Source organism: Embleya sp. NPDC059237 (genome assembly GCF_042754105.1).
Classification (GTDB): Bacteria; Actinomycetota; Actinomycetes; order Streptomycetales; family Streptomycetaceae; genus Embleya.
This window is the reverse complement of the sequence record NZ_JBHZAE010000011.1, coordinates 338,781-356,320: the sequence shown is the minus strand read 5'-3', so window position 1 is coordinate 356,320 and position 17,540 is coordinate 338,781. Positions and strand designations below refer to the sequence as shown.

The following is a 17,540-nucleotide window of genomic DNA, read 5'->3' as shown; positions in this document are numbered from 1 at the left end:
CGTCCTCCCTCACCACGGGCATCGAGGATGCCTTCCTCAACTCCTACCGCAACGGCTCCTTCCAGTACCTCCTGATCGCAGCCGACCGCATCTGACCCCCGGGCCGACCCCACCGCCCGCTGCCGGATGCGGCGGCCGCGGCCGGCCCACCACCGAACCGCCCGACCCCGGGCGCCCCCGCCACCCGCGTGCCGGGCCGGGCGCCCGGGTGGCCGGCGCGCTCGGACGGAGCCGGATCCGCGACGACCGTCGACACCGCGGCCCCGGCGTGCCCCAAGGATGAGCCCGTTCCCAAGGCCGGCCCGCGACATCACACACACCCGCCTGCGGTGGAACCCTGGAACCATGAAGAACCGCCACGTGACGCTGTGCCTGTGCGGAGACGTGATGCTGGGCCGCGGCATCGACCGGATTCTTCCGCACCCGGGTGATCCGACGCTGCGTGAGGCATTCGTCGGCGACGCCGGCGAATACGTGCGATTGGCGGAGGAGGCCAACGGACCGATTCCCCGACCGGTGGGATTCCGCCGGCCCTGGGGCGACGCGCCGGCCATCCTCGATGCCGAGGCGCCCGACGTCCGGGTCGTGAACCTGGAGACCGGCATCACCACCAGCGACGACTTCGAACCGTTCAAGGCGGTGCACTACCGGATGCACCCCGACAACATCCCGTGCCTCGAGGTGATCCGGCCCGATGTCTGCGTCCTGGCGAACAACCACGTCCTCGACTTCGGCCGTGCGGGTCTGGCGGATACCCTCGACGCGCTGCACCGGGCCGGGCTGCGTACCGCCGGCGCGGGGGGCGGCATCGAGGAGGCCCGACGTCCTGCGGTGGTGCCGGTCGGGGAAGGTGGGCGGGTGCTGGTCTTTGCCCAGGGGATGCCCTCCAGCGGGGTGCCCTCCGATTGGGCCGCGACCGAGAACCGCGCCGGCGTCGACTTCACCCACGACACGTCGGAACGAGGTGCCGAGGAACTCGTCGCACGAGTGCGTCGGGCGAAACTCCCGGGGGACATCGTGGTCGCGTCCATGCACTGGGGTTCGAATTGGGGCTACGACGTCCCGGCATCGCGGATTCGGTACGCGCGCCGCCTGATCGACGGCGGCGTCGACGTCGTGCACGGTCACTCCTCGCACCATCCGCGCGGGATCGACGTGTACCGGAACAAGCTGATCCTGTACGGCTGCGGCGACTGCGTCGACGACTACGAAGGCATCCGCGGCTACGAGTTCTACCGCGACGACCTGCGACTCCTGTACTTCGCCACCGTGGCGCGCGATACCGGAGAACTGTCCGGTCTGCGCATGGCGCCCTTGCGAGCCGTCAAAATGCGTCTCGGGCGCGCCTCACGCGTCGATGTCGAGTGGCTGGCGGACACGCTGACCCGAGCCGGCCGCCCCTTCGGGACCGCGGTGACCCCGGAGCCCGACAACTGCCTCACGCTCCACCACTGACCGCATTGGTACGCGGCCGTGGCCATCGGAGCGAGCCGCCGTCGGTTGCCATTCGCTTCCGTTGGCCGTGGTCAGTCGGCGACCTCGGTCCTTTCCCACCACTCGTAGACGGGCAACCTGCCCTCCGGGGTCTCCTGGTGTCGCGAGGTGCTCTTGAAGTGCTCGTATCCATTGCGGAACGGGATCTTCAGTTCGACTCCGGGCGGAGTGATCGTGACGATCCGCTCCGGCATGTCGTCCGGTCCACCCTCGAGGTATGCGCGTTGGCTCATGTCCGGCCTATCCCACGTACTCCGGGTTCCAATCCCCGGCGTCGGTCTTCGGGCTCACGCGCGCTCCGGGGCCGCGCCACCTCCATCGGCCACGACCACACCGTCCCGGCCCGCCCACCGACCGGGCGGGGACGTGCCCGGGAGGCGCCGGACCCTCACAAGCGCCGGGCCGAGTCCGATCCCGGACTCGGATTCGAGCCGTCGATCTCGTCACCTACCGGCAGGGTTGGGCGCACGCCGAGCATGGCGATCTCCGGATACCGCGCGTCGAAGGCCGGGCACTCGGAGCGGATGCGCGGCAGCGCGGTGAAGTTGTGTCGGGGTGGCGGACACGAGGTCGCCCATTCCAACGAACGCCCGTACCCCCACGGGTCGTCGACGGCGACCTTCTTGCCGGTCTTGTAGGTCAGCCACACGTTGTACAGGAACGGCAGGGTCGAAGCCCCCAACAGGAACGCCCCGATGGAGGACAGCGAGTTCAGGGCCGTGAGGCCGTCGCCGGCCGGATAGTCGGCGTAGCGACGGGGCATGCCCCGGACACCGAGCCAGTGCTGTACCAGGAACGTGGTGTGGAAGCCGACGAACAAGCACCAGAAGTGTACCCGGCCCAGGCGTTCGTCGAGCATTCTCCCGGTCCACTTCGGCCACCAGAAGTAGAAGCCGGCGAACATCGCGAAGACCACGGTGCCGAAGACGGTGTAGTGGAAGTGCGCCACCACGAAGTACGTGTCGGAGACGTGGAAGTCCAGCGCCGGCGACGCGAGGATCACCCCGGTCAGCCCGCCGAACAAGAACGTGACGAGGAAGCCGAGGGACCACAACATCGGAGTCTCGAACGACAGCGAGCCGTTCCACATCGTGCCGATCCAGTTGAAGAACTTCACCCCGGTGGGCACCGCGATGAGGAACGACAGGAGCGAGAAGAACGGCAGCAGCACCGCACCCGTGACGAACATGTGGTGCGCCCACACCACCGAGGACAGCGCCGCGATCGCGATCGTGGCGCCGACCAGGCCCAGGTAGCCGAAGATCGGCTTGCGCGAGAACACCGGTAGCACCTCGCTGATGATGCCGAAGAACGGCAGCGCGATGATGTACACCTCGGGGTGCCCGAAGAACCAGAACAGGTGCTGCCACAGCAGCGGCCCGCCGTTGACCGGATCGAAGACGTGCGCGCCGAACTTACGGTCGGCCTCCAGGACGAGGAGCGCGGCGGCCAGGATCGGAAACGCCATCAGCACCAGGAAGCCGGTCAGCAGCACGTTCCAGCAGAAGATCGGCAGGCGGAACATGGTCATGCCCGGCGCCCGCATGCAGATGATCGTGGTGATGAAGTTGACCGAGCCGAGGATCGTGCCGAATCCGGACAGGACCAGACCCATGATCCACAGATCGGCGCCGATACCCGGCGATCGGATCACGCCGGACAGCGGCGCATAGCCCGTCCATCCGAAGGCCGCCGCGCCCTGCGGGGTGAGGAAACCTCCCAGGACCATCAGGGCGCCGAAGAGGTACAGCCAGTACGAGAGCATGTTCAGGCGCGGGAACGCCACATCGGGCGCACCGATCTGCAGCGGCATGACGGCGTTCGCGAATCCGGCGAACAGCGGCGTCGCGAAGAGCAGCAACATGATCGTGCCGTGCAGCGTGAACGCCTGGTTGAATTGTTCGTTGGACAGGATCTGGCTGCCCGGTCGGGCGAGTTCGGCGCGGATGAACAGCGCCAGGATTCCCCCGATGAGGAAGAACCCGAACGACGTGGTGATGTACATGTAGCCGATCACCTTGTGGTCCGTGGTGGTCAACCAGCCGACCACTCGGGCCCCGGCGCCCGCCCGTTCACCACCCGGGGGCAGGAGCGATGCCACGTCGCGTTCGGCTTCCCGACTCACACTCACGTCAGTCCTCCCGACCGGGCGAGGGCTCGGGACGGGTCCGCACCGGGCCCTCGCCGGTGCGGCACGTATTCGCCCCAAAGCCTCGCCGCGCAACGTATCCCGCATGGCCCGCCCGCCCGCCGAGACGCGCGGGCATCGCGAGGACGGTGCCCCATTCGGCGCTACCGGAGCCCCCGCTCGTCGGTCCGCGGTTCCCGGACCCCGCCCATGGGTTCGAGCGGCAGACCGGACGGGGGGTCGCCTTCGGGCCCATGCGGGTGAGGATCGACTCGACCCACGGCGTGCCTGGTGCGTGGCGTCGTGCCGCATGCCACGCTGATCCCGCGTGTCCGGTATGCCCGACATGCTGCTTTGTCCGAATCGACAGTCGTGCCCGACCGTCGGCCGTATCGCCACCGACCGGAGAGGCCGGCGACCGTGAGCGTCAAACCTGTGCCCGAGGATTACCCGCGCATCACGCCCTACCTCTGCGTCGACGGAGCGGCGGCGGCGATCGACTTCTACGTCTCCGTCCTCGGTGCGACCGAGCGCATGAGAATGGCCGCGCCCGGCGGCAGGATCGGCCATGCGGAGCTACAGCTGGGCACCTCGATCGTCATGCTCGCGGACGAGTTCCCGGACATGGGCTTCCGCGGCCCGAAGTCCGTGGGTGGCACGCCGGTGACCCTTCACGTGTACGTCGAGGACGTCGATGCGGTCTTCGCCGATGCCCTCGCCAAGGGTGCCCGGGAACTGCGGGCGGTGAAGGACGAGTTCTACGGCGACCGGACGGGCCAGTTCGAGGACCCCTTCGGTCACCGCTGGAGCGTCGCTTCGCACGTCGAGGACGTCGCCGAACAAGAGATGGCGAAGCGGGCCGAGGAAGCCATGCAGAGCGGTGGCTGAACAGCAAGGCAGGCGCGCCCGCACGCCCGCACGTTCCGGCCGCGAGTGCGGTCACCGCCGTGGCGCGCGGCGGCGCGGGCGCGCAGTGCACGTACCTGCCCTGCCGCGCCCGGCCCGGGTCGTGGCGCGGCCCCGATGCCTATTACGGAAACCCTTCCGCCACGAACAGCCAACGGTGAACCCGGCCTTCGATTACGGACGCTCGGGTCGTGAATCGAAGGTCTTCCAGAAGGCACACTGGTGTTCCGCGTCGCGGTCGGTCCGGCCGATCGTGGTGGTTGCGAGTGATTGCACCCAACCATCGTCCTGGAAGGGCATCCAGCGGGGTTGTCCGCTGCCGTTGGGGTTTCCGGTGGCGGCGAATCGGGTCCAGTAGCTGATCATGGTCGTGGAGAGCTGTTGCTGGGCGGGCGTCTGCGGGCCGGGGAGTTGCTCGTCGTCGAACAGGTACTGCAGTTCGGCTCCGTGGAACGCGCCGGTGGGGAAATCGGGTTTGCGCAGGGCGCTGAACCACGGCGCCGTCTCGTCCGCGAACTCGTAGGCGTAGACCGCGGTGTGCGCGGCGAGTGCGCGGTCCCGGTCCTGGGCGGGGCATCCCCAGGCCCAGTCGGTCACGACCGCGGACAGTGCCTCGCCGGGGGAGTGGAACTCGGCGACCGGATACCGAGCCAGAACCCGCTGCAGGTCGGCCGGGCCGAACAAGGCGGCGAGTTGCTCGCGATAGCTGTCCGCGGTGGTGACCTCTCCGGTGTCGACCTCGATCGCCGCAGTGAACAGGCGGTGTTCGTCCCGAGTGGTTCCCTGCATGACAGGGACACGATTGAAGCGACCGGTCGCGAAGGCGCGCTCCGGGCCGAGTGGCAGGAAACCCCCACCGACGGTGGGACCCGACCCGAGACCGACGTCGGACCACTTGGCCAGTTCGTCGACGGACTTCTCGCGCAGGCAGGCCGCCGCGGTCACCGGGTCGGTGCAGCCGACGTTGGCCGCCACCTCGAGACCGTGCGCCTCACGGTCGGCGCGGGGCAGCGGGAACCAGGTCGCAGGCCCCGGCGACCACTTCTCACCGGTGCACTGCGCGCTCTGCACGATTGCCCGATGGAACAGCCCCGCCGATGTCGGCGCGGCGAGTTGGGCGCAGACGCTGGTCCCGCCCGCGGACTCGCCGAAGATCGTGACGTTGCCGGGGTCACCGCCGAATGCCGCGGCGTTGCGCTGCACCCAGCGCAGCGCGGCCTGCTGGTCTTCGAGTCCGAAGTTCCCGGACAGGTTTCGGGCCTTGCCGTGGTCGAGTGCCGGGTGGGCCAGGAATCCGAAGACTCCGAGCCGGTAGTTCGGGCTGACCACGATCACGTCGCCGTCGGCGGCCAACCGCTGCGCACCGTACAGGGCGGCGGCGCCGTTGATGAACCCGTTGCCGTGGATCCATACCATCACCGGCAGTTTGCGTTTCCCGGTGGTGTGCGGCGTGGTGACGTTGAGGAACAGGCAGTCCTCCGCCGTGCTGGGCTCGTCGATCACCCCGCGGCCCTGGGCGCAGCGGTTGCCGGGCTTGCCGGCGTCTCGCACTCCCGGCCACGGCTCGGCCGGTTGCGGCGAGGCCCAGCGCAGGTCGCGCATCGGCGGCGCGGCGTACGGAATCCCCTGGAACACCCTGGCGGTCGAATCGACCCTGCCGCGGACGGCGCCGGCATCGGTCCGAACCACGGTAGAGGCGGCAGGGCTGTTGTCGCCGCGATCCGGTGACAGCGCGTGGGCCGCCCCTCCGCCGACCATCGGGCTCGAGAGTAACGCGACGGTCAGCAGCACCACCACACTGCCGACACTGCCGAGTCGTGGAGTGCGCCGGCCCGGCGCGCGGTGTCGATGCAGCAGTTTCATGTCGCGCTCCCTCTGCCGACCATTATTTGTGTGGGGGTCACACTAATTTAAGTGTGAGGCATACACGAAGTCAAGGTAGAGTCGGCCCGACAGAGATTTCCGGTCGAGCAGAGGAGGCCACCGGATGCCGGTCACGGAGGACTCCGAGCTGCCGCCGGGACTGGCCTTGGCGTGGGGCCTGCCCGTCAAGACGACCAAGCTCGGGCGTAAGCCGTCGCAGAGCATCGAGCAGATCGTCGGCGCGGCCGTCGAACTGGCCGACGCGGACGGATTCGGCGCCTTGTCGATGCCCAAGATCGCCCAGCGGCTCGGGCTGACCGCCAACGCGATGTACCGGTACGTGAGGTCCCGGGACGAGTTGCTGGTTCTGGTCGCCGAGGCCGCCTGGGGTAGGGCGCCGGACCTGGCGTCCGGGACGGGAGACTGGCGCGACGCGGCGAACGTATGGACGCGGGCGATGATCGACCGGTGCGACGTCCACCCCTGGCTGTGCGATCTCCCCGTCCGCGGGGCCCCGGTGACGCCGAACCTGGTGGACTGGACGGAGGCGATCCTGAAAGTGTTGACCGGCGCCGGGCTGACCTCCGTCGAGGCACTGAGGTGCGCGTTCGTGCTGGACGGCTTTGCGCGGCAGATCGGCGGCATGCGTCGCGACCTGCGGTACAGCACCGCGACTCCGACGCAGTCGGACACCGTGACCGGGTTCCTCCTGCCCCGGCTGCACGAACGCGGTCACTCGGTCCTGGCATCCATGATGGACGACAACGACTACACCGACGACGTCGTCGACGACGACGTGACCTTCGGCCTCGACCGGATCCTGGACGGGATCGGAGTACTGGTCACGGCGAAACAAGCCGCGAAGCCGGCTGCACAGGCTCATCGAGAAGCCCGCGAATGACAGCGTCAGCCACACAAAGCAAGCTGCCGACCCATCATGCCCCAACGGACGCGGGACCCTCGGCGGCTCGCAAGCACCCGACTGCACTCGCGGGGTGGTGCGGCGTGGCCGGTGCCCGCTGAGACAGCCCCAAAGCTCCCGGCAACTCGCCTTCCCGGCCAGGAACACCGCCGCCGAGGGTTACCACGGCACCCGACCCGCCAACACCCGGCGACGTAGTCGTCGCCAAGCGCCCACTGGAGCACGAAAACCCGATCCACACACCACGAGCCCGGCCGTACACACACCCGAAACCCCCGAGCCGCGGGGCGCGGGACGAAATCCGCGTGCCGCGCCGGCCCGCGCGGGGCAGAATCCCTGCATGGCGGACATGGGTGCCTTTCGGGATGCGGTCACAGGTTGGGCCGCAGGCGGCTCGGGCGAGTCGGCGGGGGAGTTGGCCGAGGAGCTGGAAGTGCGGACGGCGGTGCTGCTGGAAGGCCCGAGCGACGTCGCGGCCGTCGAAACGCTCGCCGCGGACCACGGCCGCGACCTGGCCTCCGAAGGGGTGTGCGTCCTGGCGATGGGCGGCGCGATGAGCATCGGCCGCTACGCCGCCCTCCTGGGACCGCCCGGATTGGGCCTGCGCCTGGTCGGACTGTGCGACGAGGCCGAGAAGCCCTTCTACGATCGCGGCTTCGACCGAGTACACGCCTCTCGTGCCGGGCTGTTCGTATGTACCGCCGATCTCGAGGACGAACTCGTCCGCGCCCTCGGGGTGCCACGGATCGAGGAGATCATCCACACCGAGGGCGACCTCCGGGCCTGGCAGACCTTCGTACGCCAACCCGCCCAACAAAACCGACTCCCACCCCAACGCATGCGCCGCTTCCTCGGCACCAAAAAGGGCCGCAAAATCCGCTACGCCCACCTCCTGACCAAGGCCCTCACCCCCACCCAAGTCCCCACTCCTCTCACCGCCCTACTGGCAAGCCTGTAACCCCCGACGGCCGGCCGGCCGACACCTGCCCCGTTACTTTGTGCAGCGCCCGCGCAGCCGGAGCCCGGCGCAGTTGCCCGTGCGGTTCCTGGTCCGGGGCGCAGAGCTTCCGCGCCCAGCCGGGGCGCGCCCCCACCCGAATCGCCGAAGTCCCGCCCGATAGGCGGGACTTCGGCGTAGCCGCGGCAGGCGGGGAGGGGTCCGCCGTGGGCCGGATCGGTGCGCCTGTCGGGGACTTCCACCGGACCCACGGCGCAGGCCGGGCGCAGTGTCAGGAACTCGGCCGTGCCGAAGCGCTCGGACAGACGCGCCGCCGCTGCCATCGCGGTCCGCCGCCGGTATACCGGGTGGAAGCGGGCGAAGGCGAACCACGCCTCGTCCCACAGGAACGCCAGATCGGGCTTGATCGCGAGGCACTCGGTCATCACCCGCTCGACGTCGTACACCACGCCGTCGAAGGTGCAGTTGGTGAGGGAGATCAGGGTGACCCGATCGAGCCTGCCCTCGCGTCGGTACGTCAGCAGCGTGCGCTTGATGTCGACCAGTGGGATCGCCCGTACATGGAGAACTCGTCGATCAAGTAGCTGTCGAGGTAGGCGACCCGGGATCCGGCCAACACCGCCGCGTAGTGGTGGGACTTGTGGCAGTTGCGGTCGATCGGCACGACATCGTCCGGTGCCACCGCTCCGCACCGTGACCACGTCGTACACGAAGGGGTCCTCGCGCCGGCGCACCCCGAAGGTCGGACGGGTGCCGTGGGCGGTTCCATGTGCATCGACTCCCTGCTTCCGGGCATGCACTCCGATGCCAGGCGCGCGGCGATTTGCCCGCGTTCGGGAACCGGTCGGCTACGCCCGACCGACGCGGAACCCACCCGAACGGAGTCCCATGGGCCGATTTCGTGGGGACGGGCGGCATACGGAACGCGCCTGCTCGTGTGTCGGTCCGGTTCCGCCACGCGGGTTCGGTGTCGAGATCCCGCGCCCGCAGCGTGAGGCACGTGATCGGGGGCGATGGGAGCAAGTCGGTCGAAACACCTTCGGGACGCACGGGCATCCGATAGCTTTTCGTCCGGCATCCGGCATCCGGCATCCGGCGCGCGGGCGCGATCGACGCGTCGGGCGGGATTCGTACGCGGATTCGGCTCGCGTTCGGGGGAGCGCAGGGGGAGGGGACGGCATGCCCGTTGTTTTCGTGCATGGGGTGGCCACGCGGCGCTCACCGGCGTACGAGCGGTCCTCGGCGCAGCGTTCCGCGCTGCTGAGATCGTTTCTCGCGCCGGCGCTGCGTGTACCCACGGACGCCCTGACCGTGCTCGACGCGTACTGGGGTGATGCGGCGAGCACGTTCGCCTGGGGGCACGCGTCCTTGCCCGGCGGCGGCGAGGAGAGGTTCGGCACGGCGGCACCCGAGGAATCGCCGGTACTGGCGTCCGCCTGTGCGGCGCATCCCGAGACGGCGGCGCACGCGCCGCTCACCGCGGTCGCCCGTACGTGCCTGGCCGACGCGATCGACCTGCTGTGGACCGCAAGCTCGGAGCGCGCCCTGGCCGCCGAGGCGGTGGAGTTGGCCGAACTCGCCGTCGCCGCCGCGTCGTACGCCGACCGGCACGCCGACCCGTCGTGGTTGGCCGCGGTGACCGACGACCGGGTGTTCCTGGACCGGCTGTTGGCCCGGTTGCCCGCCCGAACCCCTGAGGCCGATCCCGCGACGGAGATCTTCGGTGGGAGTGGTCGGCGGGCCGCGGTGGGTCGGCTCCGGGAAGGGCTTGCCCGCATCGCCGCCGCCGCCCCTCGAGCCGCCACCACCGGCCTGGTGTCGGTCGGCCGCTCGCGCACCCACCGCGCGGTCTCCCGGTTCCTCGGCGATGTCCTGAGCTACCTGCGCCAGCGCGAACAGCACGGCGCCGACGGCGCGATCGCGCGCGTGATCGCCGAGACGATCGAGGCGGCCGACCGGGCACGCACCGACACGGATCCGCGGCTCGTGATCGTCGCGCACAGCATGGGTGGGAACATCGTCTACGACCTGCTGTCCTGTCTGCGCCCCGACTTGGCGTGCGACAGCCTGGTGACGGTCGGCTCCCAGGTGGGGGTGTTCGCCGAACTCGACCTGTTCCGGAACGTCGTCGCCCCGGCGGACCCAAGGGTGGACCGGGTCCCGGCGTTGCCCAACCTGGGGCGGTGGGTCAACGTGTTCGATCCGGACGACGTCATGGCGTTCGTGGTCGGCGGCATCTTCGACAACGTCGAGGACTACCGCTACTCCACGGGAGCGGGACTGCTCGGCGCGCACTCGGCCTACTTCCTCCGGCCCAGCTTCCACCGTCTGCTCGCGGCACGCGTGGCCCCTCCGCCGGAGTCCGACGGGGGCGGGCAGACGGGGCCGACGCGGTGATCTCGCTGCTCCACGAGGCCCGTTCGGTCGGGCCTGCGATGCACGCGCTGATCATCGGCGTGGGGGGATACCCCTATCTGCCGGGCGGGGAAAGGGCCGATCCGCGACACCGCCTCGCGTTCGACGGGATGGGACAACTCACCTCGCCCCCGCGCTCCGCGCTGGCCTTCGCGCGACGCCTGATCGACGGTGGCACGAGCATCGGGAACCTGCCGCTCGGCACGGTGGACCTGCTGATGTCGTGCGCCGCGGGCGACACAGTGCCCCACCGGCCCGACCCCGCTCCTCGGGAAGCGACCATCGACAACATCCGGGACGCGTTCGAGGGATGGCTGGAACGCTGCGCGGCCGACCCGGACAACGCCGCCGTCCTGTATTTCTGCGGCCACGGACTGCAAAGCGATGCCCAACTGCTCCTGGCCGCCGACTTCAACCGACACGGCGCGACACCGTTCGCCCAGGCCATCGACTTCGACGAGACCCGACTCGCGCTGCAACAGCGCGGACCGCGCACACAGGTCTTCGTCATCGATGCCTGCCGCACGGACTGCTTCGACCTACGACCCGCCGGCGTGCAACCCCTCGCCAGTCCCGACCTGTTCGCGTACGGCGTGTGCGAGAACGAACTGACCCTGCGGATGCCCGCCTTCAGCGAGGCGTGGGGCCGGCGCGACGACGTCTCCCACCTCACCGGGGCCCTGCTGCGCGCACTCGACGGACAGGCGGCCACCACGGACGAGAGCGGACGATGGGTGGTCAGCATGGCGGGTATCCGCCGATCCATCGACCTGTTGCTGATGGAGGAGATGAACGTCGCGTCGCTGCATCGAGGCGTGGAGGCCAACAACCTCGGCGACGCCGTGATCTGCGTTCTCGACCGTGCCCCCTCGGCCCGACTCACCGTCAGCTTTCGGCCCGCCGAACCCGACCTGCCCGTCTCCTTGACCTGTACGCCGCTGCACCCGGACGACCTCCCGGCCGTCGACTGCGGCCGGGCCCGGTACGTGCCCCGGGACGCGCGCGGGCCGGCGGCCGACGAATGGCGGATGACGGTCCGGGCGGGCATCTACACGTTGCGGGCCAAGTCGGCCGCCGCCGACGTCTCGCGACCGCACAGCGTCTACCCGCCCCACTCCCGAGCCGACTTCCAGGAGTCGCCGTGTCTCCCGGACTGACCGTCACCCTGGACGCGCCGAACACCGGGACGACCGGCACACCGGTCTGCGTCGACGTCGTCGACCTCGGCCATCGCACCGTCGCCGCCGGGATCGTCACCATGGGACGGCCGCGCCCGATCGCCCTGCGACCCGGTACCTACGCCGTACACGCACTGCTGCCCTCGGGACACCGGATCGGCGGGGAGTTCGTCCCGGTGGGTCACGAACCGGCCGGTCGGCGCGAGTACTCCCTCTCCCTCGCCGACCTGGCGCCGCACGCGTGGCTGACCGAGACGGTCCTCCTGGTCCCCCAACACACCGCACACTTCGGCCGCTTGGCCGATCCGCGCTACGCCGACACCTGGGTGCGGCTCTGGACCCGCGGACCGTCGGGATGGCGGACGGTGCCGTTCGGGGAACCGGCGATCGACGTGGCACCCGACGCCATCCGGATGGTGCTCGACGTGCCGGCGCCGGGCCCGGCCCTGCTCCAGATCGGCAACCCCCATACGCCATGGCAACTGCTGCGCCTGCCACCGGGACCGCGCGTATCGGTGACGGTACGACCGGCGCGGCCGGATCCGCCACGCCTGGTGTGCGCCGTGCTCGGCGCGGATCGGGATCCGACCGCACATGCCCTGCTGGGCTACCTCGCGATCGGCGCCGCCCGACAGGCGCAGGCGGTCGCACAAGAGATCGCCAACCCCCGCACCGGGATGCAGGCCATCGCCCTCGGCTACCACCTGCTGCGCGTCCGACACGCACCCGACTCCTGGCCGCCCGCGGTCCTCGGAAGGTCCGCCGGGACCCCGGACGGCGCGATCATCGCCGCGCGCCACCTGCTGGAGCGGATGCGCACCGGCAAGCAGGCCCGGTCGGCCGAAGCCGTGCGCGCCGCGTTCACGACGGCCGCCGCACAGGGCCTGCCCATGTGTACCGAAGGACTGCGGATCCTGGTGGAGGGACTGCGTTCGGCGGACCTCGCGGACGCCCTCGGTGTCGCGGCACGGTATCTGGTCGCGGCGGACACCACCGCCCCACTGCTCGCGTTCCACGGCAGCACCCCCGACGCCCCCGGCTCGCCCACGCCCGACGGCATCCCGGACGACGCCTTCGTCGTGTCCTCGCCGTCGGCGATCGAACCCGCGGGAACCCGGCAGGCGGGCGGCCCCGTCGACCGGACCTCGCGGGCGTCCACGCCGGCGTGGATCGACGACTTCGTCCGCCGGACGTACCCGGTCGCCGCGGCCAAAGCCGTCATGATCTGCCTCGACCGGCAACAGGCCGAAGACCTGCTCACCGGTGCATATCTGATGGCGGCGCGAGAGATGGATCCCACGACGGAAACGCGGCCCGACGCCTGGCTCCATCGTCGGCTCGCCCGCAACGGGTTGCCGACCCGCAGGTGGCCCGGGATCCGCGTGAAGAAGGGACTGCGCTTCGGCACGCCCCCCGAGACGACCCGCGCCCGGACCGCCGACGCGCTGAGCGCCCTGGGGGCCATGGCGGGCCTTACGCGGCGACAGCGCGCCGTGATCGAACTGAACTGCCTGCAGGGGATGACCCCGGGGGCGATCGCCGCCGAGTCCGGTCTCTCCCAGGGCGCCATCGCGGCCGAATTGAAGCGAGCCCGTCGATCCCTGCACCGACCGCTCGTGGCCGCGATGCCCGCCGCCCGGGTCCGCCGGCTCGGCGAGGACCTGGTGGCGCAACCGGCCGACGAGAGCCGGGACGTGCTGTACGACCTGCTCCGGGTCTGGTTGCACCGAACCCAGGCATGGCTGCGCGCCTCGTACGAGAACGACGGCGTGGGACGCGACCGCGTCGCGAACCGGGTGGCGGCGGAACAGGGTTCCCCGGATTCGCAGGCCCCGCGGTGACCGGCGTCGTGGCCACATTCCGGGCGGTGGTCGCCGTCGGACTCCTGATGGGCGTCTACGTGCTGGTCCTGGGCCTGGCGGTCGGGGACGCCGTGTTGGTCTTCGAGGTCCTACTGACCGAGACCACGGACGCGGCGGACACCTCGAGCCCCTTCGGCGCGCTGATCACGGTGCCCGTGGTCGGGGCGCTCTTCTGGGGACTCGCCGCGGTGAGCCGGCCGACGTTCACCGACGTGGGATCGATACCACTCACGCCCGAACAGGCACCGCTGTTGTGGCACACGACCCGGCAACTGGCCGACGCCGTCGGTACGTCGGCGCCGACCGAGATCCACCTGGTGGCCGAGGTGAACGCCGGCGTCACCGAGGAGGCGTGGTTGCTGGGCCTCGTCGGCGGACGCCGCCGCCTGTACCTCGGATTGCCCCTGATACTCGGGCTGACCCACGACGAACTGCGCGCCGTGATCGCCCACGAACTCGGTCACTACGCCGGCCGACACACCCGGCTCCTCGCGATCACCCACCGATCCCGTGAGTCGCTGCACGAGATCGTGCGACGGCTGGAACTCACCGCCCGGGTCGCCTCGTACACCGTCCTCTTCGTCTGGGTGGTACGCAAGTTCTTCGTCGGCTATGCCAAGTGCTTCGACCTGCTCACCCTGGCCATGGGCCGGCGACAGGAGTTCGACGCGGACGCGGTCGCCGCACGCGTTGCGGTGTCTGCGGAGGCCGGCTCACCCGCATCCGCGGGCGATCCGGATACCACCCCGATCGACGGGCGCGGCGTCGTCGTCGACGCGCTTCGCACCCAGGCGGCGTTGACCTACTCCTGGAATCGGCTGATCGCAGCCTACGTGGCGCCGGGCCACGAGCACGGGATCGCCCCCGAACGACCCTTCGACCTGTTCGCCGACATGCTCGACGACGTCGCCTATCGGGCCACCGTCGACCGGTTGCGGATGTCGCCACCCGAACCCCCACGCACCCCGCGGGACACCCACCCGCCCCTCGCTCGACGGATCGCCGCACTGGGTGCGCCATCCGGCCACGGCCGCGGCCCCGCGCGACCGGCCGTCGCCTTGCTGGGCGACTGGGACATCCTCGCCCGCGGCCTTCGCTGCGAGGGCGAGATCGAACCGCCCTTGGCGACCGCGCGGTTGTTGCCCAACGACGAGTGGCGGCAGCGGATCACGGCACTGCTCGCCGGCGACGCCGCAGATCGGTTGCGGGCCGTCGCGGCCCAGTACTCCGGCGTGCCGAACCCCGGGATCGGAACGATTCTGGATCTGCTCGGCCGCGGCCACGGGGCCCGAATGGCCGCCGCCCTGGCCGCCGAGGGGACTCCCGCTCCGGGGCGGCCGGCACCGGACCCTCACGAACTGACCGCACACCTGGCGGCCCTGGTCAACGAGGCTCTCGTCGCCGCCCGCCGGGCCCGCTGGGTGCCGTCGTGGACGCGGCCTGACCTTGTGGAGACCATCGGGCCGATGCCGCCGTACCTGGACCTCGTACGGGCGGCGCCCCACGACCCCGAGGAGGCAACCCGCCTTCGCAACGTTCTGGCCTCGGTCGGCGTCGACCTCGATGCGGGCCCCGCACCCGGACGCCACCGCGGCGCGGCCGGGCACGACGCCGATGAGCGCGTGGACGCGGTCGGTGAAGCCGGGATCGACTTCGTCCCCCGGTGGCGAAGACTGCTCCTGCCCCGGCGAACCCGGGAGGAACGCAGAGCCAACACCGTCTTCAACGCGCTGATTCTGGGGACGATGATCATGGGCAGCGTGGCGGTCGCGCTGTACGTCGTGGTGTTCGAGCCGGACCACTACAACAAGCGCCCGATCCCGACGTATCAGCCGCTGCGTCCGGGAGACGAGCGACTGCCGGGGCTCGGCACACCGGGACGCTCCACCCACGACCCGGGCCTCACCTTCCCGACCGGGCCGCAACCCACGCCGATCTTTCCCCCGCTGCCGACCCTCGTCCCGAGGAACTGACGCACCTCCCGCCGGCGGACCGCACGGTGTCCCGACCCTCGATGCGGTATCCCCGCTTCCGCCAAAACCCATCACGTCGGCCTGAGCGCGCACTACCGACGCCACTTCGGGTCGGCTGCCAACGGGTCGACGGTGTATTCGATGCGGGCTCTGCGCAGCTGCCGTTCGGATGCGAGCTTCGGTGACGGAGCACGGGCCCGGTCCTGCTTGTGTGATGCGCTCAGCAGGGAGGGTGGAGTTGCCGGAGGCTCCGGTGTGGCCGCCTCCGGCCGGGGCGGCGCCGCCCGCACCACCTGCGCCACCGACGCTCGCACATGGTCCCGCGAGCCGTCGGTCGGTTCGCCATGCCCCCGGAGTGCGACGGCCGGCACCGTGTACGCGGAGGAAATTCTGCGAGCGCAAGTTTTTTGCTCGAATATGTTGCGCGGCGGAAGATGGTCCCGCCGTTGGCGAGTGCTGCTCGGTGGAGGGTCTGCGCAGGGGTGAGTGTTCGCGTGCGTATGCCGTTTACTCGGAAACCTTTACCAACCCGTGAGTTTCCCGTGGGGTGGGTAAAAGGACTCTCTGATGAACGGTCACGCTTCCCTGTAATGCCACGGAGTTCGAGTTTCCGGTGGTGCGGGCCTTGCGGGTCCGGTGTCCGAAAATGTGCGAAACGTGGTCGGTAAAGTCGCGAACCCCGGTGCGTGGTTCACCGTTTCGGACCAGCGCCGTCGGGGACGGCGCGTCGTTAGCCGGGCGTGAATCCCAGAGCCTCCGACTCCGCCTTCGCGCCTCCCGCTCTCGCCCAACGTGCCTTTCCCATGGGGGATTGGGTGCTCACCCCTCGTGCGGCGACATTCCGCAAACGGTCTCCGTACGCGTACATCGAACGTGCGGGCTGTCGCGTCGCGCTTCGGCATTGTTCCGCCGACATGGAGCAGTTCGCCCTGGCGATGGTGTTGATCGCGGCGGAGTACTCGCGCCGTCTCGACGACGTCCTGGACGATCCGCGATCGTGAACCGGGACCGACCGACCGTCCGCCGACCATCGACATGCGTATTCGGCACCGTGGTTCGTGGCGGTGCCGCGCGACGTCCGATCCCTTGAATGAGCCAGGCCCATGTATGAAGGTTATGGATACGACCCGTATCCCCCGTCCGGCATGCCGGTTCCGCCGGGCGTCGTGTCGTCGCCCGGCGTGGTGGAGTGGCCGGTACCGAACGCGGCCGTGTTGCCCGACGGGCTCTCCCCGTCCTTCGCGGTGGTGGGGGACCCGCGGTTCGAGGCCGACCTGGCTCGGCTCCTGGGGAACCCCGTCGAGGAGGCTCCCGTCACCGTCGAACTCCCGGCCCCGGTCCGGGATCCGGCCGGTCATCGCCGGCGGCCCGCTCCGTCCGCTCTGCCGGCCGCCGGCGAACGGCGGGTGGACCGGATCAGCCGGTCCCTGGTGGTGGTCAGCGTCGTATTGGTTGCCGCGATCGGTGTGCTCGGTGCCTTGATCACCCTCGCGCCGCTGGGGCATACCGTCGGCGCGACCTCCGGCCCGGCCCGGTGGTGGCCCGTCCTGGTCCAGGGGCCGTGGGTGGTGGCCTCGTTGTCGATCCTGCGCTCGAGTCTGCACCGCCGTCGGGCACTGCACTCGTGGATCGTGGTCGCAGCCTTCGCGGGCCTGTCGATGGCGCTGTCCCTCACGCATGCCCCGATGACCGTCCAAGGCGTCCTCGTCGCCGTCCTGCCCGCGGTGGCGACCACGGCCTGCCTGCACCAGCTCGTCCGCCAGATCACCCTCACCCGCCCACCCCGACGACACATCCCCGGCCGACGCCGCGACCCACCGGTCTGAACCACACCCGGCGAG

15 protein-coding genes and 1 pseudogene are annotated in these 17,540 nt (G+C 70.3%); 11 read left to right on the top strand and 5 right to left on the bottom strand.

The window, feature by feature from the left end:
- A pseudogene (locus tag ACFXKZ_RS32135) lies at nt 1–95 on the top strand (SAM-dependent methyltransferase); the annotation flags it as partial.
- 250 nt (nt 96–345) lie between these two features.
- A complete protein-coding gene (locus tag ACFXKZ_RS32130; protein ID WP_380004993.1) occupies nt 346–1,455 on the top strand; it encodes a CapA family protein in 1,110 nt (369 codons plus the stop codon).
- 71 nt (nt 1,456–1,526) lie between these two features.
- Here the strand turns inward: ACFXKZ_RS32130 and ACFXKZ_RS32125 are convergent, their stop codons facing one another.
- Together ACFXKZ_RS32125 and ctaD are read right to left on the bottom strand one after the other, a co-directional pair.
- The gene (locus tag ACFXKZ_RS32125; protein ID WP_380004991.1) at nt 1,527–1,727 is read right to left on the bottom strand and encodes a DUF5988 family protein; all 201 of its coding nucleotides are present in this window, start codon (nt 1,725–1,727) and stop codon (nt 1,527–1,529) included.
- A 155-nt stretch (nt 1,728–1,882) separates the two neighbouring features.
- The gene (ctaD, locus tag ACFXKZ_RS32120; protein ID WP_380005037.1) at nt 1,883–3,499 is read right to left on the bottom strand and encodes a cytochrome c oxidase subunit I; all 1,617 of its coding nucleotides are present in this window, start codon (nt 3,497–3,499) and stop codon (nt 1,883–1,885) included.
- A 558-nt stretch (nt 3,500–4,057) separates the two neighbouring features.
- Here ctaD and ACFXKZ_RS32115 point away from each other — a divergent pair.
- Nucleotides 4,058–4,510, top strand: coding sequence for a VOC family protein (locus ACFXKZ_RS32115; protein ID WP_380004990.1), 453 nt, complete (start codon nt 4,058–4,060; stop codon nt 4,508–4,510).
- Nucleotides 4,511–4,702: 192 nt separating this feature from the next.
- Here the strand turns inward: ACFXKZ_RS32115 and ACFXKZ_RS32110 are convergent, their stop codons facing one another.
- Nucleotides 4,703–6,391, bottom strand: coding sequence for a carboxylesterase/lipase family protein (locus ACFXKZ_RS32110; RefSeq protein WP_380004988.1), 1,689 nt, complete (start codon nt 6,389–6,391; stop codon nt 4,703–4,705).
- A 124-nt stretch (nt 6,392–6,515) separates the two neighbouring features.
- On the opposite strand from ACFXKZ_RS32110, the gene ACFXKZ_RS32105 reads away from it, so the two are divergent.
- Both ACFXKZ_RS32105 and ACFXKZ_RS32100 read left to right on the top strand, forming a co-directional pair.
- Nucleotides 6,516–7,292 (top strand): TetR/AcrR family transcriptional regulator, encoded by a 777-nt coding sequence (locus ACFXKZ_RS32105; protein ID WP_380004986.1) that lies wholly within the window; start codon nt 6,516–6,518, stop codon nt 7,290–7,292.
- 361 nt (nt 7,293–7,653) lie between these two features.
- Entirely contained in the window at nt 7,654–8,271 is a 618-nt protein-coding gene (locus ACFXKZ_RS32100; protein ID WP_380004984.1) for a TOPRIM nucleotidyl transferase/hydrolase domain-containing protein, read from the top strand.
- On the opposite strand, the gene ACFXKZ_RS32095 is transcribed toward ACFXKZ_RS32100, so the two are convergent.
- Together ACFXKZ_RS32095 and ACFXKZ_RS32090 are read right to left on the bottom strand one after the other, a co-directional pair.
- Nucleotides 8,193–8,750 (bottom strand): hypothetical protein, encoded by a 558-nt coding sequence (locus ACFXKZ_RS32095; protein ID WP_380005035.1) that lies wholly within the window; start codon nt 8,748–8,750, stop codon nt 8,193–8,195. The two genes, ACFXKZ_RS32100 and ACFXKZ_RS32095, sit on opposite strands and share 79 nt — an antisense overlap.
- A 38-nt stretch (nt 8,751–8,788) precedes the next feature.
- A complete protein-coding gene (locus ACFXKZ_RS32090) occupies nt 8,789–8,953 on the bottom strand; it encodes a hypothetical protein (RefSeq protein ID WP_380005041.1) in 165 nt (54 codons plus the stop codon).
- A gap of 497 nt (nt 8,954–9,450) precedes the next feature.
- Here ACFXKZ_RS32090 and ACFXKZ_RS32085 point away from each other — a divergent pair, with 497 nt between their 5' ends.
- The 6 genes from ACFXKZ_RS32085 to ACFXKZ_RS32060 all read left to right on the top strand — a co-directional run bounded on the left by ACFXKZ_RS32085 (nt 9,451) and on the right by ACFXKZ_RS32060 (nt 17,525).
- The gene (locus ACFXKZ_RS32085; protein ID WP_380004982.1) at nt 9,451–10,668 is read left to right on the top strand and encodes a hypothetical protein; all 1,218 of its coding nucleotides are present in this window, start codon (nt 9,451–9,453) and stop codon (nt 10,666–10,668) included.
- Nucleotides 10,665–11,843, top strand: coding sequence for a caspase family protein (locus ACFXKZ_RS32080; protein ID WP_380004980.1), 1,179 nt, complete (start codon nt 10,665–10,667; stop codon nt 11,841–11,843). The genes ACFXKZ_RS32085 and ACFXKZ_RS32080 overlap by 4 nt, the downstream gene beginning before the upstream one ends.
- A complete protein-coding gene (locus ACFXKZ_RS32075) occupies nt 11,828–13,705 on the top strand; it encodes a sigma-70 family RNA polymerase sigma factor (protein ID WP_380004978.1) in 1,878 nt (625 codons plus the stop codon). Before ACFXKZ_RS32080 ends, ACFXKZ_RS32075 begins: the two co-directional genes overlap by 16 nt.
- A gap of 8 nt (nt 13,706–13,713) precedes the next feature.
- Nucleotides 13,714–15,699: a M48 family metalloprotease gene (locus ACFXKZ_RS32070; RefSeq protein WP_380004976.1), complete on the top strand. Its 1,986-nt coding sequence runs from the start codon at nt 13,714–13,716 to the stop codon at nt 15,697–15,699.
- Between the two features lie 803 nt (nt 15,700–16,502).
- Complete coding sequence (locus ACFXKZ_RS32065) at nt 16,503–16,700, top strand: hypothetical protein (protein ID WP_380004974.1); 198 nt, start codon at nt 16,503–16,505, stop codon at nt 16,698–16,700.
- Between the two features lie 102 nt (nt 16,701–16,802).
- A complete protein-coding gene (locus ACFXKZ_RS32060) occupies nt 16,803–17,525 on the top strand; it encodes a DUF2637 domain-containing protein (RefSeq protein ID WP_380004972.1) in 723 nt (240 codons plus the stop codon).
- The last annotated feature ends 15 nt before the right edge of the window (nt 17,526–17,540 follow it).